The 20232-nt window shown below is 73.5% G+C and carries 15 protein-coding genes; 8 read left to right on the forward strand and 7 right to left on the reverse strand.

Going from position 1 to position 20232, the window contains the following annotated elements; all coding sequences use genetic code 11:
- Nucleotides 1–2: 2 nt before the first annotated feature.
- The 7 genes from ACICHK_RS02875 (at nt 3) to ACICHK_RS02905 (ending at nt 11370) form a co-directional block, all read left to right on the forward strand.
- Nucleotides 3–2774, forward strand: a complete 2772-nt coding sequence (locus tag ACICHK_RS02875) for a fumarate reductase/succinate dehydrogenase flavoprotein subunit (protein ID WP_406835505.1) — start codon at nt 3–5, stop codon at nt 2772–2774.
- A 156-nt stretch (nt 2775–2930) separates the two neighbouring features.
- Nucleotides 2931–3407 (forward strand): Asp23/Gls24 family envelope stress response protein, encoded by a 477-nt coding sequence (locus ACICHK_RS02880; RefSeq protein ID WP_406835507.1) that lies wholly within the window; start codon nt 2931–2933, stop codon nt 3405–3407.
- 86 nt (nt 3408–3493) lie between these two features.
- Nucleotides 3494–3811 (forward strand): DUF3040 domain-containing protein, encoded by a 318-nt coding sequence (locus tag ACICHK_RS02885; protein ID WP_406835509.1) that lies wholly within the window; start codon nt 3494–3496, stop codon nt 3809–3811.
- Nucleotides 3812–3970: 159 nt separating this feature from the next.
- Complete coding sequence (gene ppdK / locus ACICHK_RS02890) at nt 3971–6655, forward strand: pyruvate, phosphate dikinase (RefSeq protein WP_406835511.1); 2685 nt, start codon at nt 3971–3973, stop codon at nt 6653–6655.
- 301 nt (nt 6656–6956) lie between these two features.
- Complete coding sequence (gene adhE, locus ACICHK_RS02895) at nt 6957–9689, forward strand: bifunctional acetaldehyde-CoA/alcohol dehydrogenase (RefSeq protein ID WP_406835513.1); 2733 nt, start codon at nt 6957–6959, stop codon at nt 9687–9689.
- 47 nt (nt 9690–9736) lie between these two features.
- Complete coding sequence (locus ACICHK_RS02900; protein ID WP_406835515.1) at nt 9737–10951, forward strand: globin domain-containing protein; 1215 nt, start codon at nt 9737–9739, stop codon at nt 10949–10951.
- Nucleotides 10952–10992: 41 nt separating this feature from the next.
- Nucleotides 10993–11370: a hypothetical protein gene (locus ACICHK_RS02905; protein ID WP_406835517.1), complete on the forward strand. Its 378-nt coding sequence runs from the start codon at nt 10993–10995 to the stop codon at nt 11368–11370.
- Between the two features lie 120 nt (nt 11371–11490).
- Here ACICHK_RS02905 and ACICHK_RS02910 read toward each other — a convergent pair whose 3' ends face one another.
- Nucleotides 11491–12561: a zinc-dependent alcohol dehydrogenase family protein gene (locus ACICHK_RS02910; protein ID WP_406835519.1), complete on the reverse strand. Its 1071-nt coding sequence runs from the start codon at nt 12559–12561 to the stop codon at nt 11491–11493.
- Nucleotides 12562–12784: 223 nt separating this feature from the next.
- Here ACICHK_RS02910 and ACICHK_RS02915 point away from each other — a divergent pair, with 223 nt between their 5' ends.
- Nucleotides 12785–13366 carry a hypothetical protein gene (locus tag ACICHK_RS02915; RefSeq protein ID WP_406835521.1) on the forward strand — a complete coding sequence of 194 codons (582 nt, stop codon included), beginning with the start codon at nt 12785–12787 and terminating at the stop codon, nt 13364–13366.
- A 100-nt stretch (nt 13367–13466) separates the two neighbouring features.
- Here the strand turns inward: ACICHK_RS02915 and ACICHK_RS02920 are convergent, their stop codons facing one another.
- From ACICHK_RS02920 to ACICHK_RS02945, 6 genes are all read right to left on the reverse strand, one after another.
- Complete coding sequence (locus ACICHK_RS02920; protein ID WP_151467911.1) at nt 13467–13964, reverse strand: flavodoxin domain-containing protein; 498 nt, start codon at nt 13962–13964, stop codon at nt 13467–13469.
- Between the two features lie 16 nt (nt 13965–13980).
- Nucleotides 13981–14712, reverse strand: a complete 732-nt coding sequence (locus tag ACICHK_RS02925) for a CBS domain-containing protein (RefSeq protein WP_406835523.1) — start codon at nt 14710–14712, stop codon at nt 13981–13983.
- Between the two features lie 12 nt (nt 14713–14724).
- The gene (locus ACICHK_RS02930) at nt 14725–17433 is read right to left on the reverse strand and encodes a GNAT family N-acetyltransferase (RefSeq protein WP_406835525.1); all 2709 of its coding nucleotides are present in this window, start codon (nt 17431–17433) and stop codon (nt 14725–14727) included.
- 157 nt (nt 17434–17590) lie between these two features.
- Entirely contained in the window at nt 17591–18529 is a 939-nt protein-coding gene (locus ACICHK_RS02935) for a universal stress protein (protein ID WP_406835526.1), read from the reverse strand.
- A gap of 21 nt (nt 18530–18550) precedes the next feature.
- On the reverse strand, nt 18551–19465 hold the full coding sequence (locus ACICHK_RS02940) for a universal stress protein (RefSeq protein ID WP_406835527.1): 915 nt from the start codon (nt 19463–19465) through the stop codon (nt 18551–18553).
- Between the two features lie 94 nt (nt 19466–19559).
- A complete protein-coding gene (locus tag ACICHK_RS02945; RefSeq protein ID WP_406835528.1) occupies nt 19560–20180 on the reverse strand; it encodes a hypothetical protein in 621 nt (206 codons plus the stop codon).
- Nucleotides 20181–20232: the final 52 nt, after the last annotated feature.

Below are 20232 nucleotides of genomic sequence, written 5' to 3' on the forward strand. Positions count from 1 at the left end.
CGGTGACCACCCCCGTGAACACCCCTCCCGTCATCCCCGACCTCGCCGACGCCGAGGAACTCCGGTGCGACGTCCTCGTGATCGGCGGCGGCACCGCCGGCACCATGGCGGCGCTGACGGCCGCCGAGCACGGTGCGCGGGTGATCCTGCTGGAGAAGGCCCACGTCCGGCACTCCGGCGCACTCGCCATGGGCATGGACGGCGTCAACAACGCGGTCGTCCCCGGCCGCGCCGAACCCGACGACTACGTGGCCGAGATCACCCGGGCCAACGACGGCATCGTCGACCAGTCCACCGTCCGCCAGACCGCCACCCGCGGCTTCGCCATGGTGCGGCGCCTGGAGTCGTACGGGGTGAAGTTCGAGAAGGACGAGCACGGCGAGTACGCGGTCCGCCAGGTGCACCGCTCCGGCTCCTACGTGCTGCCCATGCCGGAGGGCAAGGACGTCAAGAAGGTCCTGTACCGGCAGCTGCGGCGGCGTGAGATGCGCGAACGGATCCGCATCGAGAACCGGGTCATGCCGGTGCGCGTCCTGACGGCCCACGGGCGGGCCGTGGGAGCCGCCGGGTTCAACACCCGTACCGGACGGTTCGTCACCGTCCACGCCGGTGCCGTGATCCTGGCGACCGGCGCCTGCGGCCGCCTCGGCCTGCCCGCCTCCGGCTACCTGTACGGCACGTACGAGAACCCGACCAACGCGGGCGACGGCTACGCCATGGCGTACCACGCGGGCGCCGAACTCACCGGCATCGAGTGCTTCCAGATCAATCCGCTGATCAAGGACTACAACGGTCCGGCCTGCGCCTACGTGGCGAACCCCTTCGGCGGCTACCAGGTCAACCGGCACGGCGAGCGTTTCGTCGACTCCGACTACTGGTCCGGGCAGATGATGGCCGAGTTCGCCGCCGAGGTGGCCTCCGACCGCGGTCCGGTGTACCTGAAGCTGAGTCACCTCCCGGAGGAGTCGGTCGCGGCCCTGGAGACCATCCTGCACTCGACCGAGCGCCCGACCCGGGGCACGTTCCACTCCGGGCGCGGCCACGACTACCGCACGCACGACATCGAGATGCACATCTCCGAGATCGGTCTGTGCGGCGGCCACTCGGCCTCGGGAGTGCGGGTGGACGACCACGCCCGTACGACCGTCCCGCGCCTGTACGCGGCCGGTGACCTGGCCTGCGTTCCGCACAACTACATGATCGGCGCCTTCGTGTTCGGCGACCTGGCGGGAGCCGACGCGGCCCGGTACACGGCGTACGAGGGCGAACTGCCGCCGGACCAGCTGCGCGAGGCACATGAGTTGATCTACCGCCCCCTGCGCAATCCGGACGGCCCGCCGCAGCCCCAGGTCGAGTACAAGCTGCGCCGCTTCGTGAACGACTACGTGGCCCCGCCGAAGTCGGGTGCCCGGCTGTCCCTCGCCCTGGAGGCGTTCGAGCGGATGCGCGCCGACGTCGCCGCGATGGGTGCCCGTACCCCGCACGAGCTGATGCGCTGCGCCGAGGTCACCTTCATCCGCGACTGCGCGGAGATGGCCGCGCGGGCGTCCCTGGCCCGTACGGAGTCCCGCTGGGGCCTCTACCACGACCGCCTCGACCACCCGGAGCGCGACGACACGTCCTGGTTCCACCACCTGGACCTGTACAAGTCCCCTTCCGGAGCGATGGAGTTCACAGCCCGTCCGGTGGCTCCGTACCTCGTTCCGGTGGAGGGGTTCGCCCCGGCCGGCGGCCCCGCCCGTCACCTCGGAGAGGTCCACGCGCAGCAGGTGGCGACGGCCGGGGCCCGGGAAGCCGCGCCGGTGGCGCTGTCGCCCCGCCCCGCCCCGGCCGCCCACCACGGTGGGGTGGCGGGCGCGCCCGCCACCCCACGCCTGCTCCAGCTCCTCGCGCTCGCGGAGGAGGAGCCCGAACTCTCCGACCTCACGCCCTACTTGACCGATCCCGATCCCGTCGTCCGCCGGACGGCCGTCACCGTCCTGACGGAGACCGTGCCGCCCGGTGCCGGACCCGCCCTCGCCGGGGCACTCGCCGACGCCGACGCCTCGGTGCGCGAGGCCGCGGCCGGCTCGTTGCGCGAACTCGTCGAAACCCTCCCGGCCGAGCAGGCCCTGCGCGACGGCCTCGTCGCGGGGCTGTCCGGAGACGACCCCGTCGTACGGGCCGCGGCACTGGACGTCCTGCGTGCCCTGCACCTCGGTGACGCCGACCTGTTCGGAAACTCCCTGTCGGACTCCAGCATCGCCGTGCGCATCGAGGCCGTACGGGCGCTCGTGTCCGTCGACGCCACCGCCGAGGTGGCCCGCGCGTCCTCGGACCCGTCCCGGGAGGTCCGGGTGACGATCGCCAGGTCACTGGGCACCACCGCGGCACGGCCCGGCGACACGGGGCGGGCGGGCTCCCCGCCGGGCACGGCCCGCGCGGCCCTGGCCGTGCTCGTCGACGATCCGGACGCGCTGGTGCGCGCGGCCGCCTACGAGGCACTGGGCGCCACCGGCTGCCCGGCGCCGCTGGCCGACGGGGCGGTGGCCGCCCTGGCCGACCCGGCCTGGCAGGTCCGGGCGGGTGCCGCGACCGCCCTGTCCGCCGCGGACCCGGGCCCGGCCGTGCCCGCCCTCGCCGAGGCCCTGGCCGATCCGAACGCCGACGTGCGCAAGGCCGCCGTGCTGGCGCTGGCCCGGCACCGTGCCGGCGAGGAGGCCCGCGCGGCCCTGACCTCGGCGACCGCGGACCCGGACGCCGACGTACGGGCCTACGCGGCGCGAGCCCTGTGACGGCACCCCGCCCTCACTCCCACCCCGAAGGGCGCACCTTTCGTCCCGGATCGCACGAATTGAGCCGTTCGTGTGACGATGGCTGGAGGGGGCAGAGGCCGACCGTCCCCCCTCGAGCCACGCGAGGTGTCCGCACGGAAGACCGAGGAGGTCCTGATGACGGACCTGACCACCCACCCCGCGACCACCACGAACGAAACGGGCGGCGCCACGGGGACCCGGCGCCCCGGCGCCGGTGATCCGGGCGGCAAGGGACGGACCACCATCGCCGACGGCGTGGTGGCCAAGATCGCGGCGGCGTCCGCACGCGAGGTGCTCGGCGTCCACGGCCTCGGCACCGGCATGACCCGGGCCCTCGGGTCCGTCCGCGACCGGGTGCCCGCCGGGCGCCCCGGTCAGACCCGCGGTGTGAGCGTCGAGGTCGGTGAACGGCAGACCGCGGTGGATCTCGACGTCGTCGTCGAGTACGGGTACCCGATCACGGATGTGGTCGCGGACATGCGCGTCGCCGTGGTCACCGCCGTCGAGCGCATGACCGGCCTGGAGGTCGTGGAGGTGAACGTCGCCGTCGGTGACGTGCGCCTGCCGGACGAACCGGACGAGGAGCCGCAGGACGGCCCGCGTGTGACGTGACCCGTCCCGACGTGACCCGCCGCCCCGGCACCGGAGGCCCGCCGTCCACCGGCCGCCGGGGAAGAACCCCCAGGAGGTGCGTCGCCGTGGACGACAGGGACCGGACGGACGGTGTCCGTCTCACAGCACGCGAACGCGCCGCGCTCGCGGAGATCGAGGAGGGGCTGCGACAGGACCACGACCCCGCGCCGACGCCGCGCCGCTCGACGGGCGGGCGCCGACTGCCCGTCGTGGTCGCACTGATGCTGGTGTGCTCGGTGGTGCTCGCGGTGGTCGGCATCCGCACGTCGGAGCCCGCGCTCCTCTGGTGCTTCGCGGTCATGTGGCCGCTGACCGTGCTGCAGGTCATCAGGTTGCTGGGCCGCTGGATCAGGACCACGGGTCCGTTCACCCCGTGGTTCTGAGCGGCTCGCGGCCCCGGGGCCGACTAGGGAAGGTCCCGGCTCGCCCCGGTGGGCCGACCGGCCCCGTGCGGGGGCCCGACAGCACCTGCCCGTCCGTCCGTACGGGCCGGAGGCTGGAGACCCAGCCCAGTCCGCACCCCGTCAGAGGAGACCGGCGTCATGGTCCGTTACGTGTACGACTTCGCAGAAGGCGGCCGCGACCTGGCCGGCCTGCTCGGCGGCAAGGGAGCCAACCTCGCCGAGATGGCCCGGCTGGGGCTGCCGGTCCCGCCGGGATTCACCGTGACCACGGACGCCTGCCGGGCCTTCCTCGCCACCGGCACCGAACCGGACGGTCTGATGCGGGAGGTCTCCGACCACCTGACGACCCTGGAGGAGGCGGCCGGGCGGCGGCTGGGGCAGCCGGACGACCCCCTGCTGCTGTCCGTGCGCTCCGGGGCACGCTTCTCCATGCCCGGCATGATGGAGACGATCCTCGACATCGGCCTCACCGACGAGTCCGTCCTCGGTCTGGCCAAGACCTCCGGCAACGAGCGCTTCGCCTGGGACTCCTACCGCCGCCTGGTGCAGATGTTCGGCAGCACGGTCATGGGCGTCGACGGCTCCCTCTTCGAAGGCGTCCTGGACGACCTGAAGCGGGCGCGGGGCGCCGCGAGCGACCTGGACCTGACGGCGGAGGACCTGGCCGGACTCGTCGAGTCGTACCGGAACCTCGTCCGCCAGGAGACCGGCGAGTACTTCCCGCAGTCCCCGGCCGAGCAGCTGCGCCGGGCGGTGCTCGCCGTGTTCGAGTCCTGGAACGGCGAGCGCGCCCGGATCTACCGCCACCGCGAGCACATCCCCGACGACCTGGGCACCGCGGTCAACGTGCAGACCATGGTCTTCGGCAACCTCGGCGCCGATTCCGGCAGCGGTGTCGCCTTCACCCGGGACCCGGCCACGGGGCGGCCCGGCCTGTACGGCGACTACCTGGCGAACGCGCAGGGCGAGGACGTCGTGGCGGGCATCCGCAACACCGTCCCGCTGACGGCCCTCGCGGAGCTGGACCCGGTGTCGTACGAACAGCTCCGCTCCCACATGAGCACGCTGGAGACGCACTACCGGGACCTGTGCGACATCGAGTTCACGATCGAGCGCGGCCGGCTGTGGATGCTGCAGACCCGGGTCGGCAAGCGCACCGCCGAGGCCGCGTTCGCCATCGCCACGGAGCTGGCCGACGAAGGCCTGATCACCCCCGACGAGAGCCTGGCCCGGGTCAGCGGGGAGGGCCTCGCCCGGCTGATGTTCCCCCGCTTCGACACCTCGGCCGTCGGCAAGGCCCTCGCACACGGCCTGCCGGCCTCCCCGGGCGCGGCCGTGGGCGCCGCGGTGTTCGATTCGGCCGAGGCGGTACGCCGGTCCGCGGCGGGCGAGAAGGTCGTCCTGGTGCGCCAGGAGACCACCCCGGACGATCTGCCCGGCATGATCGCCGCGCAGGCGGTGCTGACCAGCCGCGGCGGGAAGACCAGCCACGCGGCCGTCGTCGCCCGGGGCATGGGCAGGGTGTGCGTGTGCGGGGCCGAGGAGATCACGGTGGACACCGGGGCGCGCCGGTTCACCGTGGGGGCCACCGTCGTCGAGGAGGGCACGGTCGTCTCCGTCGACGGTTCGGAGGGCGCCGTGTACCTGGGCGCCGCTCCGCTCGTCGACTCCGCGGTGATGCGGTACTTCGAGACGGGTGAGCGGTCCGACGCGCTGGTCGGGGCCGTCGCCGGTGTCATGGAGCGGGCCGACGGCGCCCGGCGCCTGGAGGTGCGGGCGAACGCCGACACCCCCGAGGACGCGGCACGCGCCCGGCGGTTCGGCGCACAGGGCGTGGGGCTGTGCCGCACCGAGCACATGTTCCTCGGCGAGCGCCGCAAGCTGGTCGAGGCGATGATCCTGGCGAGTGACGAGACCGAGCGGGAGAGGGCCCTCGGCGCGCTGCTGCCCCTGCAGCGGAAGGACTTCAGCGGCATTCTGGAGGCGATGGACGGCCTGCCGGTCACCATCCGGCTCATCGACCCGCCCCTGCACGAGTTCCTCCCCGACCGCACGGAACTCGCCGTGCGGATCGCCGCCGTCGAGGGCCGGGGCGAGCGGCCGGACCCGCACGACACCGATCTGCTCGGCGCGGTGAGCCGTATGCACGAGGAGAACCCCATGCTCGGGCTGCGGGGCGTACGCCTGGGGCTGGTCGTCCCGGGACTGGTCGCCATGCAGGTCCGCGCGATCGCCGAGGCGGTCGTCGAGCGGACGCGGGCCGGGGGCCGGCCCAGGGCGGAGATCATGGTGCCGCTGGTGGGCGCCGTCGAGGAACTGCGCATCGAGCGGGCCGAGGTGGAACGCGTCCTGGCCGAGGTGTCCCAGGAGTCCGGTGTCCCCGTACGGCTCCCGGTCGGCACCATGATCGAGCTCCCGCGGGCCGCGCTCACGGCCGGACGGATCGCGGAGGAGGCGGAGTTCTTCTCCTTCGGCACCAACGACCTCACCCAGACCACCTGGGGCTTCTCCCGCGACGACGTCGAGGCGGAGTTCTTCTCCGCCTACCTCGACAAGGGCATCTTCGCCACCTCGCCGTTCGAGACCCTCGACCGCGACGGAGTGGGCCGGCTGGTCCGCATCGCGGTGGACGAGGGCCGCGCCACGCGTCCCGACCTGAAGATCGGCGTCTGCGGTGAGCACGGCGGGGACCCCGAGTCCGTGCACTTCTTCCACGCGGCGGGACTGGACTACGTGTCCTGCTCGCCGTTCCGCGTCCCCGTCGCACGCCTGGAGGCCGGGCGTGCCGCGCTCTCCGGGACGGAGGCGAGCGACAGCAGGTGACGTGGGGAGGACGCGTACGGCCCGGGTCGACAGGCCCGGGCCGTACGCACGAGGTCATCGGCCCCGGAGCGAGCGGGCGGGCGGGCCCACGGTCGGGGTGCGCGTCGTCAACGGGCTGACCCGGCCCCGCACTTCGGGGCCGGTCGGCCCCCGGCGAGGACCCAACGGGACCTGATCACCGGCGTACCCGGTGGGAGACGCTGTGGGTACGGCAGGAACGGCCCGCGGCCCCGCGGCACCGCTCCCGCCCCAGCGCCCCACCCGCGTTGCGCCCCTCACCCGACCACGGAGGCCCGTTCCCATGACCCGCCACGACGACCGCACCGCGACCACCGATCCCGCAGGCGTGCCGTCCCCCGTCGCGGGCGTGCCGGCCGAACGCGCGGGCGCTCCGTCCGACATCGCCCTCGCGGTGGACCACCTCGTGGAGAACGCCCTCAAGGCGCTCACCGCGTACGAGTCGCTGGACCAGGAGCAGGTCGACCACATCGTGAAGAAGGCCTCGGTCGCGGCGCTGGACCAGCACACCGCGCTGGCGGCGCTCGCGGTGGAGGAGACCGGCCGCGGTGTCTTCGAGGACAAGGCCGCCAAGAACATGTTCGCCTGCGAGTACGTCACGCACAGCATGGGTCCGATGAAGACCGTGGGCGTCGTGGCCCGGGACGACATCGACGACATGACGGAGGTGGCCGAGCCCGTCGGAGTGGTGTGCGCGGTCACCCCCGTCACCAACCCGACCTCGACCACGGTCTTCAAGGCGCTGATGGCGCTGAAGACCCGCAACCCGGTCGTGTTCGCCTTCCACCCCTCCGCCCAGCGCTGCAGCGCGCAGGCCGCGCGGATCGTCCGTGACGCGGCGGTCGCGGCGGGAGCTCCCGAGCACTGCGTGCAGTGGATCGAGACGCCGTCCGTCGAGGCGACCGGCACCCTGATGCGCCACCCCGGTGTCTCCCTGATCCTCGCCACCGGCGGCAACGCCATGGTCAGGGCCGCCTATTCGGCCGGCAAGCCCGCTCTGGGGGTGGGCGCGGGCAACGTTCCCGCCTATGTCCACCGCAGCGCCGACGTGCGCCGCGCGGTCAACGACCTGGTGCTGTCCAAGTCGTTCGACAACGGCATGATCTGCGCCTCCGAGCAGGCCGTCATCCTGGACGAGGAGGTCCGTGACGCGGTCCTCGCCGAGTTCCGCACCCTGCACGCCCATCTGGCCACCACCGAGGAGAAGGCGAAGCTGGAGGCGTACCTGTTCCCCGTCGGCACGGCGGGCGCGGGGTGCGAGCCCAAGGTCAACTCCGCGGCCGTGGGCCGGAGTCCGGCCTGGATCGCCGAGCAGGCCGGGTTCTCGGTGCCGCGGGACACCTCGCTGATCCTGGTCGAGGCCGACGGGGTCGGCCCGCAGGAGCCGCTGACCCGCGAGAAGCTCTGCCCGGTCCTCGCCGTCCTGCGGGCCGACTCGGCGGAGCAGGGCTTCGACCTGGCCGCCGACATGGTCGCCTTCCACGGCCAGGGCCACAGCGCCGTCATCCACACCGGCGACCCCGAGCTCGCCGAGGCGTACGGCCGCCGCATGAAGACCGTACGGATCATCGTCAACGCCCCGTCCTCGCAGGGCGCCATCGGCGGCATCTACAACAGCCTGCTGCCCTCGCTGACCCTGGGCTGCGGCTCGTGGGGCAGCACCTCGGTGTCCAACAACGTCTCGGCCGCCCAACTGCTCAACATCAAGCGGGTGTCGGTGCGCCGCAACAACCTCCAGTGGTTCAAGGTGCCTCCCAAGATCTACTTCGAGCCCCAGTCCATCCGCTACCTCGCCTCGATGCCGGACGTCCACCGCGTCACGGTCGTCACCGACGCGACGATGACCCGCCTCGGCCTCGTCGACCGGATCCAGAACGTCCTGCGCCGGCGCCGGGAACCGGTCACCGTCCAGGTCATCGACAACGTCGAACCCGAGCCCACCATCGACTCCGTGCGGCGCGGCGCCCGGCTCATGGGCGACTTCCGCCCGGACACCATCATCGCCCTCGGCGGCGGCTCCCCCATGGACGCGGCCAAGGTGATGTGGCTGCTGTACGAGCAGCAGGCCGAGGGCAAGGACGTCGACTTCGCCGACATGCGGCACAAGTTCTCCGACATCCGCAAGCGCGCCTTCCGCTTCCCGGTCCTCGGAAAGCTCGCGCGGCTCGTGTGCGTCCCGACGACGTCGGGCACCGGAGCCGAGGTGACCCCGTTCGCCGTCATCTCCGACCCCGCGACCGGCAAGAAGTACCCGCTGGCCGACTACGCGCTCACCCCCAGCGTGGCGATCGTCGACCCGCTCCTCACCACCGGACTGCCGCGAACCCTGGCCGCAGACAGCGGATTCGACGCCCTCACCCACGCCATCGAGGCCTATGTCTCGGTCTACGCCAACGACTTCACCGACGGTCTCGCCCTGCACGCGATCCGGCTGATCTTCGAGAACATCGAGGCCGCGGTCAACGACCGCGCGGCGAGCGAGCGGGCGCGGGAGAAGATGCACAACGCGGGCACCATCGCCGGCATGGCCTTCGGCAACGCCTTCCTCGGCATCGTCCACGCCATGTCCCACACCCTGGGCGCCACCTTCCACATCGCGCACGGCCGCACCAACGCCGTACTGCTGCCGCACGTCATCCGCTACAACGGCACCGTCCCGACGAAGCTCACCGGCTGGCCCAAGTACGAGAACTACCAGGCCCCCGAACGCTTCCAGGACATCGCCCGCGCCCTCGGTCTGCCCGCCGCCACCCCTGCCGAGGGCGTCGAGTCCCTCGCGGCGGCGGTGGAGCGGCTCCGGGACCGGGTCGGCATCGAGCCGACGTTCCAGGCCCTCGGCGTCGACGAGCACGCCTTCCTCGACGCGCTGCCCCAACAGGCCCTGAACGCCTACGAGGACCAGTGCGCGCCCGCCAACCCCCGGATGCCGATGCTCGACGACATGCGGGAACTCATGCGCACGGCCTACTACGGCCGCGAGGCGCGCGACGGTGCCGCCGCCGCTTCCTCCGCCTGACCGAGTCCCCGTCCCTCCCCCTCACACCACCCTTTCCTGGAGGTTCCATGCTGTCCGCGGAGTCCGCAGCCCTCGTACGGGCCACCCTGCCCGCCGTGGCCGGGGCGCTCGACGAGATCACCACCCGCTTCTACGCGACCATGTTCCGCGAACGGCCCGAACTGCTCGACGGGATGTTCAACCGCGGCAACCAGGCCAGCGGAGCCCAGCGCCGCGCGCTGGCCGGCTCGATCGCCGGATTCGCCACGGCGCTGCTGGAGAACCCCGACGAGCGGCCCGACGCGCTGCTGTCGCGGATCGCCCACAAGCACGCCGCCGTCGGTGTCACCGACGACCAGTACACGATCGTCCACAAGTACCTGTTCGGCGCGATCGCGGACGTCCTCGGGGCGGCGGTCACCCCGGAGGTCGCGGCCGCCTGGGACGAGGTCTACTGGCTGATGGCCGGCGCCCTGATCAGCCGGGAGGCCCTCCTCTACCAGGACGCGGGGGTACGGCCCGGCGGGATCTGGCGGCCGTGGACGGTCGTCGAACGGCGCCCGGAGACCTCCGACGCCGTGTCCTTCCTGCTGCGCCCGGCGGACGGCGAGCCGGCACCGCGGGCCCGCGCCGGCCAGTACGTGAGCGTCCGGGTGCGCATGCCCGACGGGGTGCACCAGCTGCGCCAGTACACCCTGTCCTCGGATCCGGGCGGTGAGCTGCGGCGGATCACCGTGAAGCGGGCCACGGGCGAGGGCGGCGGGCCGGACGGCGAGGTCTCCACCCTCCTGCACGAAACCCTGGGCGAGGGTGACGAGTTGTCGCTGTCCGCGCCGTTCGGCGACGTCTTCCTCGACGACCCGGCCGATGCCACCACCCCGGTCGTCCTGGTCTCGGCGGGCATCGGCTGCACCCCGATGACCGGCATCCTGGCCCACCTCGCCGCCACCGGCTCGACCCGGCCGGTCCTGGTCCTGCACGCCGACCGCTCCCCCGCCGACCACGCCCTGCGCGCCGAGACGCAGGCGCTCGTGGGACGGCTGCCGGACGCCCGGTCCGTCTTCTGGTACGAGCACCCGGGACCGGAGGAGCCCGACGCGCGGGCCGGGCTCATGGACCTGGACGACACCGAGATCCCCGACGGGGCCACGGTGTTCCTGTGCGGCCCCCTCCCCTTCATGCGCAACGTGCGCGCACAACTGCTGGCCGCCGGTGTCCCCCCGCGCCACATCCGCTACGAGGTCTTCGGCCCCGACCTGTGGCTGCCCGGTACCGCGGCCTGACCCCCTCCCTTCCGCCGTTCCACCTCCGAAAGAAGGACCCCGTGACCACCGACAGCACCCGGCGGACCCCGCTGGTCCGGCTGCGCTCCGACGGCGCCGTGGACGAAGCCACCCTGGCGTACGCCCGTACGAAGATCGACGCCGTCCTCGCCCGGCCGGGACTGCCCGCCGTCACCGGCGAGGTACGCATCGCCCGGGCGGCGGCCCACCACGCCGGCCACCCGTGGTCGGCCACGGCCGACGTGCGCGTCGGGCGCCGCCAGGTCGTGGCGGTGGCCGAGGAGGCGACGGGTACGGAACTCGTCGACCGGCTCCAGGACCGGCTGCGCCGCCAGACCGACAAGGCTGCCCACGCCTGGGACGACGGCCGCGGCACGACGGCCCCGCCGTGGCGCGGCGGAGAGTCCGGGACGGCGTGAGCCCATGAGGACAGCGGGACCGGCCGGCGCCCACGCGCCGGCCGGTCCCGCTGTCCACGGGGACGCGACCCGGTACAACCAGTACGACTCGAACCGGCTGCTCACCACCGTCGCCCACCGTCAGGCCGCGGGGACGGCGACCTCGTCGTGCGACGGGGCGCCGAGCACCACCTTGAGGGCGCCGGTGTCGGCGGCCCGGGAGAAGACGTCGTAGGCCTCCTCCATGTGCTCCAGCGGGAAGGTGTGGGTGACCAGCTCCGCGGTGGGCAGCCGGCCGGCGGCGGCCATGCGGAGCAGGGTGGGGGTGGAACGGGTGTCCACCAGGCCGGTGGTGATGGTCACGTTCTTGATCCACAGGTCTTCCAGGTGCAGCGTCGCGGGCCTGCCGTGGACGCCGATGTTGGCCACGTGCCCGCCGGGCCGCACCATGCGCGTGCACAGTTCGAAGCTCTCCGGCACCCCGACCGCCTCGATGACCACGTCCGCCCCGAGGCCGTCGGTGAGATCGGCGATCAGCTGCTCCGGGTCCTCCCCCGCGTCGGCCACCGCGTCGGCGCCCAGCCGCCGGGCGGCCTCCAGCCGGGACGCGGCGAGGTCGACGGCGACGATCCGCTCGGGCGAGAACAGACGTGCCGTGGCGATCGCCGCCAGGCCGATGGGTCCGGCGCCGACGACGGCGACCGTGTCGCCCGGACGTACCCGCCCGTTGAGAACGCCGACCTCGTAGGACGTCGGGAAGATGTCCGCGAGCAGGACGGCGTCCCTGCTCTCCACGGCTCCGGGCAGTGCGTGCACGGAGAGGTCGGCGTGGGGGACGCGGACGTACTCGGCCTGGGTGCCGTCGATCAGGTGGCCGAGGATCCAGCCTCCGCCGCCCCGGCACTGGCCGTACATGCCCTCCCGGCAGAAGCGGCAGCGGCCGCAGGAGGTGATGCAGGAGACCAGCACCCGGTCGCCGGGACGCACGGTCCGCACATCGCTGCCGACCTCCACGATCTCGCCGACCGCCTCGTGCCCGAGGACCGTTCCCGGACGCACCTCGGGGACGTCGCCCTTGAGGATGTGCAGATCCGTGCCGCAGATGGTGACGGCATCGACCCGCACGACGGCGTCGGTGGGCTCCTTGATCGCCGGGTCCGGGACATCCTCCCAGGCGGACTGCCCGGGACCGTGGAAGACGTATCCCTTCATGGTCTCCTCACCCTTCCCTCTTCGGTCCGAGGTGGCTCCTCGAGTCCAGCTTGTCCCGTTGTGGGGTGCTCCGCTTGGGCCGACCGGCCCCCGTCGTCCGCCGCCCGGCGCCGGAGTCGGTCCCGAGCGGCCCTGCCACGACGCCTGGTCGACCCATGCCCTCGCGCCGCCCGGGCTGTCACCGTCGGAGGTGTCACCACGACGAAGGAGGAGGTGCGGACCGATGCCCCGTGGCGGGTACGCGAAGAAGCGGTTGTGGCGGTGGTGCGACAACCCGCTGCGGCGACGCGACGACGTCATCGAGGCCTGGATCGTCCTGGCCGTCTGGACGGTCTTCGGCGTGGGCGGAACCGTCGCCGGGCTGGTGACCGCCCGGGTCGCGAACGACGCGTTCGCACGGCAACGAGCCGAACGGCGGTCGGTCACCGCCGTGGTCCTGCACGACGTCCCGCCGGCCGCCACCGTGCCGCGCGGGACCTCCGGCCGCCTGATGACGACCGTGCGCTGGAAGGCGCCCGACGACTCGCTCCGCACGGGACGGACCCTGGTGAACACCGGAACCACGGCCGGGTCCGCGGTGACGGTCTGGCAGAACGACCGCGGCCGTCTCACCTTCGCGCCGCCGACTCCCGCGACGGCGGCCGTCGAATCGGGCCTCGCGGGTGCCGCGGCCGTGACCGCCGTCGCCGGTCTGGCGTTCGGCGTCGGCACGGTCGCCCGCCGACGGCTCGACCGGCGCCGTGTCGACGCGTGGGGCCGGGAGTGGGTCCTGGTGGAACCGCGATGGGGTCACAGGACCGGTTGACCGCGGACACGGATTCGGGGCCCGGACCGCAGAGGCGGTCCGGGCCCGTGAGCTGGGACAGGTGGACAAGTCCGACGGTTTCGTCCCTCCTACCTACGCGCTACGCGTGGGTCAAGGAGTCCGCGATGCCCTTGGCCCACTTCTCGACGGCGCCGAAGTCCCGGAAGTCGCCGCCCTTGCCGGAGCTCACGATCATCTTGGCGATCCGTCCCTTGGCTCCTTCCTTCAGGCACCCCCCGAAGGTGATGTGTCCCCGGGCGTCCAGCCGGGTCATGGCCCGCCGCACCCCGCGCACGGGCGGGATGTCCCGCTCCGCGGCGGAGGCGTCGAGCGGTCCGCTGCTGAAGAACCAGACCGGACGGTCCGTGAGCGGTGCGCGGTGCCGGCGGACGAACCGCCGCGCGTCCTTGTGCCAGCGTCCCGCGTAGAGCCCGCCGCCGACCACGACGGCGTCGTAGGACGTCACGCTCGTCACGGAACCGGCGGGAAGGGCCCGGACGGTCAGCCCCTCCTCGCGCAGGGTGCCGGCGACCGCTTCGGCGATCTCCGCCGTGGATCCGTTCGTCGTTCCATAGGTGACCAGCACGGTGTCGGCCATGGTGGTCCGCCTCCTTTCACAACCGGCGCAGCCAGTCCTCGGTCACGCCTCGCGGTGCGCGGTCGTCGGGGCGCAGGTGCGCGTCGTCCAGCCGGTGGGTGAGGTGGGCGACCACGTCGACCACACCGTCGATCCGGCGCGTCATGGCCACGGCGATCTCGGTGTCGCTCTTCCGTTCCATGTCTCCGGTGAGGGTGACGACTCCCTCCGTCACGGATACCTCGACGCCGCGCGGCGCCAGCCACAGCGAGCGCACCAGCACCTCGTCGATCACCTCGCGCCGTATCTCCTCGTCCGGCCGCAGGAAGCCACGGAGGAGATCGCCTCGGGTGACGATCCCGACGAGCCGGTCCTCCTCGTCGAGGACGGGGAGCCGGTCCACGTGCTTCCGGGCCATGGTGCGGGCCGCCTGGACGACGGTGTCGTCGGCGTGCACGGTGACGGGCGGTGCCGTCATCAGTCCGCCGGCGGTACGGGCGTTGTTCTTGGCGGCCTGCCGGCGGGCGCCGGGTATCAGGCCGGCGAGCCTCGCGTGGTGGTCCGGCTCGTACGGGTCCGGTGCGGCCGCCCGGTGCGTCAGCAGGTCCGTCTCGGACAGGACGCCGATGACCTTGTCATCCTCGTCCACCACGGGCAGTCCGCTGATCCGGTGGGCGGCGAGCAGCCGCGCCACCTCCTTGAACGGTGTTCCGTACTCGGCACGGACCACGTCCGCGGTCATCACGGATCCGACCTTGTCGTGTCGCACGGCCGTTCCTCCTCAGCGCAGTCGGCGCAGGTAGGGGTCCTGGGGGCGGCGCGGTAGCAGACGCACCCGTGCGTCGAGCACGGTGACGCCGCCCGGTGTCGCCAGGACGGGATTGAAGTCGGCCTCGGCGAGCTGCGGCAGGTCCGCCGCCATCCGGGACAGCCGCAGCAGCAGCTGTTCCAGCCGTTCGAGGTCGACGGGGGTGTTTCCGTTCGCGCCCAGCAGCAGCGGGGCGCACCGCGGCGAGGTGATCAGCTCGTGCACGTCCCGGTCGGTCAGGGGGGCGAGGCGCGCCGCGTGGTTGGACAGGACCTCCGTGGCCGTGCCACCCAGCCCGAACAGGACGAGCGGACCGAAGACCTCGTCCTGGACGACGCCCGCGAACAGTTCGGTGCCGCGGTCGGCGAGGGGCTGCAGGACCACGCCGGTCATGAGGCCCGCGAAGCGGGTCTCCAGGTCGCGGAACGCGGCCCGGATCTGGGCGTCGCCGCGCAGGTCCAGGTGGACCGCCCGCTGCTGCGACTTGTGCAGCAGTCCGGGCCAGTGGGCCTTCATCACGACCCGGCCGTCGAAGCCGCGCAGCCGGTCGGCGGCGAGCACGGCGTCGTCCTCGGTCTCGGCCCAGGCCCAGGGCATCTGCGGGACGTCGTAGCAGGCCAGCAGCTCGGCGCACGTGCGCGGGTCGAGCCAGCCGCCCTCGGGGTGGAAGGCGAGGTATTCCTCGACGACCTCACGGGCCCGTTCGGACTCGATACCGGCCGGCACGGGGACGGTTCCGGCCGGCTGGGCGAGCCAGGCGGCGCGCTTCGCGGCGTGCGCCAGGGCGCGGGCCGCCGCCTGCGGTTCGGCGTACGAGGGAATCGTGCCTCCGTCCGCGGCGGCCATCAGCCGCACGGACCGGTCCTGCTCCAGCCGTACGGCGACCACGGGCCGCGCCCGTCGGCCGGGAGCCGAGGTGAGGGCCCGCACCAGGTCGTCGCCGGTGGCCGCGGCGACCGCGGTGGGGACCAGCGCCACGACGACGGCGTCGACGCCGGAGCACCGGGTGAGGCGGTCGACGCACTCCGTGAGCTGCTCCTCGGACACGGCAGCGGTGGCGTCGACCGGGTTGCCAACGGAGGCGCCGTCCGGCAGGACGGCGAGGAGATCGTCGATCACCGCGGGGGTGAACGGCGGCAGGACGAGTCCCGCCTCGGCGCAGGCGTCCGCGGTGAGCACTCCGGCTCCGCCCGCGTTGGTGACGACCGCGACGCGCGGGCCTTCGGGCAGCGGCTGGGAGTGCAGCAGAGCGGCCGTTTCGAGGAGTTCGCCGACCGAGCGGGTCGCCGTGATACCGGCCTGGGTGAACAGTGCCTGGCGGGTCATGGTGCGGGTGGCGGCGGCGGCCGTGTGGGAGGCGGCCGCTTTCCGACCGGCGTCGGTACGGCCGGCATCCACGGTGAGCACCGGGATGCGGCGGGTCACCCGCCGGGCGGTGCGGGAGAAGGCACGGGGGTTGCCGAAGGACTCCAGGTGCAGCAGGGCGAGGTCGGTGCGGCCGTCGCTCTCCCACCACTGGAGCATGTCGTTGCCGCTGACGTCGAACTTGTCGCCCAGCGAGGCGAACGAGGAGACCCCGATGCCCAGCCGGGACAGCCCGTCGAGCAGGGCGATGCCGATGCCGCCGGACTGCACGGCGATGCCCGCGGTACCGGGACGCGGGTGGCCCGCGGCGAAGGTCGCGTCGAGGTTCAGCTCCGGGTCCGTGTTGGAGACACCGAGGCAGTTGGGTCCGACGAGCCGCATGCCGTGGGTACGGCACGCGGTCAGCAGCGCCTTCGCCTGCGTGCGGTCGAGGCCGGCGGTGACCACAACGAGGGCACGGACCCCGGCCCTTCCGCACTCCTCGGCGACGGCGGGCACGCTCGCGGCCGGTACGGCCACGACCACGAGATCGGGCGTCTTCGGCAGTGCCGCGACCGACGGGTGGGACGGCACCCCGAGCACCGACTCGACGCTGGGGTTCACGGCGAAGAGGCGACCGGTGAAGCCACCGGTGCGCAGGTGGTTCAGGACGGCCCGGCCCACCGATCCCGGTGTGCGTCCCGCCCCGACCACGGCGACCGTGGAGGGCCGCAGCAGCGGCAGCAGGCTGGCCACGTCGGCGGCGCGGCCGCGGGCCTCGACCGCGGCCAGGTAAGCGTCGTCCTGGTCGAGGTGGATGGTACAGCGCACTTCCGGCCCCTCGAAGCGACGGATGGTGCGCAGGCCGAGGTCGGCGAAGAGCCGGAGCACCTCGTGGTTCTCGCCGAGGGCGTCGGCGGTGAAGGCGGTGATGCCCTCGGACCGGGCGGACGAGACGAGGTGCTCGACGAGCAGGGTGCCCACGCCCCGGTGGTGCAGGCCGTCCGCGACGGCGATGGAGATCTCCGCGCTCCTCTCCTCCGCCGTGCCTTCCTCCCCGCCGGTGTCGTACTCGGCGAGGCCGATCACCCGGCCGTCCGTCTCGGCCAGCAGGGCGCGGTAGCCCGGGTGGGCGGGGGCGCAGGCCCGGTCGGCGGCCCGGGTGCCCGAGCGCCTGCTCGCGGAGAAGAACCTCAGCCGGAGGTTCTCCGGCGCCATCTCCTCGTAGAACCCTCGCAGCCGGTCGTGGTCGCCCGGGAGCGCCGGCCGGATGCGCGCGATGGTGCCGTCGGCGAGCAGGGCATGGACGGGGGGCCGTTCGAGCAGGTCGTCCGTCATCACGGATCTCCTCCCATCACTCGGTACTTCGATCGTCCGGCGGAGCGGACAAGGAGCCCAGGGGCCGACCGGGCCGCTCCGGGGCCGGTCGGCCCTCCCGCGCCGCCGACCGGCCCACCTCCGCCGCGGGACGGCCGCGGAAGCGGGCCGTCCCGCCTCACGCCGGCTCGGGGACCACGGCGACCGGGCAGGCCGCGTGGTGCAGGACCCCGTGGGCGACGCGGCCGAGCTGGAGCCCGAGGCGTCCGGGACGGCGCCGGGCGCCGACCACCAGCAGACCGGCGCCCTGGGACGCGCCCAGGAGGACGTGGCGGGCGGGACCCTCCACGGTGCGGCGGTGCACGTCGACGCCGGCCGGTGCGTCCCTCAGCGCCTCGTCCAGCGTCTCGACGGCCTGTTCCTCGTGCAGCCGCGCGGGCTCACCGGCGAGCAGGGGGTGGTCCACGCTCTCGTGCGCGGGGCAGCGCCAGGCCCGTACGGCGTCCAGGGGCGCCCGGCGCAGCCGCGCCTCCTGCGCGGCGAAGCGCACCGCCGCCGAGTCCTTCCCGGTCTCGCCGACCCCCACGACCACGCGGCGCGCGGTGGCGTCGTCGACGTGGTTGTCGTGGCCGCCGCGCAGCACGATCACCGGGCAGTCGGCGTACGCGGCCACCGCGAGGCTGACGGAGCCGAGCAGCATCTCGACGAAACCGCTGCGGCCCCGGGTGCCGAGGACCAGCGCGGAGGCGTCGCGTCCGGCCCGCACCAGGGCGTACTCGGGCTCTTCGGCCAGGATCTCGGTCGAGACCTCCAGGTCCGGGTGACGCTTCAGGACCCGGCGCGCGGCCACCGTCACGATGTCGTCGGCGCGTACCTCTTCGAAGGGCTTGTGCTCCCCGGCGAGTGCCGTGCCCTCGTAGCGCTCCCAGAGGGAGGCGTACACCACCCGCAGCGGCACACCGCGCAGCGCGGCCTCGTCGGCCGCCCAGTCGGCGGCGCGCAGGCTGGGCTCGGAGCCGTCCACGCCGACGACCAGGGGCAGTTCAGCCTTGTCCGCCCCACCGTTCGCCTCACCGGCCAGGGGCTCGCCGGACGCTCGTACGACCGCTGCGTTCATGGGTCTGCTCTCCTCGGGGGGTCAGTCGTGGGGGACGACGGCGACGGGGACGGTGGCGTGGTGCAGGACGGAGTGCGCGGTGTGGCCGATGTGGGCCCCGACGGGGATCCGGCGGGCGCACCGGCCCACGACGATCAGCGAGGCGTCACGGGACGCCGCGACCAGGTGTTCCGCGGGGCTGCCGTACCGGGTGACCTCGACGACGTCCACGTCCGGGAACCGGGCCCGCCAAGGGCTGAGCGCCTTCGCCAGTTCCGCCTCGGCGCTCAGCGCCAGGGCCTCGTTCAGGGCGGGGTTCACGGGGGTGCCGTACGCGTAGTAGGGCGGCGGGTACCAGGTGTGGACGACCCGCAGCGAGGTCTCCCGCCGCGCGGCGGACTCGAAGGCGAAGGCGATCAGCGCCTCGTCCGGGTGCTCGACGTCGAGCCCGAGCACGACCGGCCGGACCGCGGTCGCGGCGGACGGAGTGCCCTTCGGGTCCGTCCCGTGCCCGTCGGCGGCCGGCTCCGTAGACCGGACCAGCACCACGGGGCGATCGACGTGCGCGACGACGGACAGACCGACCGAGCCGACCAGGAAGCCGACCGGTCCGCCGAGGCCGCGGGAGCCGAGGACCAGCAGTTCGGCGCTCTCCGCCGCCTTCACCAGTACGTCGGCCGGGCGGCCGGGGAGCTGCTCGACGGCCACCTCGACCCCCGGGTGGCGCAGCCGGACGGCCTCGGCGGCCTCCCGGGGGATCCTCTCTCTCCAGTGCTGCCGCGTCCCGGCGTCCAGGAGCGATGCCTGCGCCATCGGCTCGGGCGCCGGTTCCCACACGTGGACGAGCTTCAGCGGCAGGTCACGCGACTCGGCTTCGCGGGCCGCCCATTCGGCGGCGGCCCGGCTCTCGCGCGAGCCGTCGAGACCCACGGTGACGGTGCGGGACATGGTCTTCATCTCCTGTGACGCGGCGGATCGGGTTTCGGGGGCTGCTTCGGGGCCCTGGTGCGGGCGACACCGGTCGTCGGCCGGGACCGGATGCCGTGGGGATTCAGCGCAGCCAGCGGTGGTCGCGGACGAACGGCAGCCGGGCCCAGAGCCGGCCCGCGCCCAGGGTGTCGCCGGCGGCGGTGACGGCCAGGACGACCAGGGCGGCGGCGTAGACGAGGTGGTAGTCGGCGAACGGGTTCGTCGACATGCTCGGCGAACCGTCCGAGAGGTGCCGGGCGGGCGGCCACTCGGCGAGCCACATCAGGGCCATCATGGCCGTGCCGGCGACGGCGGCGAACCGCAGCGCGACCCCGCCGATCAGGGCCAGGCCGATGCCGAGCAGACCGAGCATGAACAGCCAGTCGGCCCAGGCTGCGCCGGCCCACGCGTGGAACGTCGACTCCATCGGTCCGGCCGCGACTCCGCTGAGGAATCCCTTGGTCGGCGATCCGCCGTCGGCCCAGCCCTTGCCGGACGGGGTCGCGTAGCCGAGGCCGAAGGTCTTGTCGAGGAAGGCCCACAGGAAGACGAACCCGGTGAGCAGGCGCAGGAGGGCGAGGGCGTAGGCCGGGGCGGTGTCCGCCGCCACGGCGGTACCGGAAGCGGACGCGGTCCGGTGCCCGCGGAGGACGGCGGACAGACGGAAGCCGGAACCGCGGTGGGGGTGCTGGTGAACGGCCATGGCGGGGATCCCTTCGGGGACGGTCGGATCGTTGCCTGACGCGTCTCACTGT

It is taken from the genome of Streptomyces sp. AHU1 (assembly GCF_045343905.1).
Classification (GTDB): domain Bacteria; phylum Actinomycetota; class Actinomycetes; order Streptomycetales; family Streptomycetaceae; genus Streptomyces; species Streptomyces triticiradicis.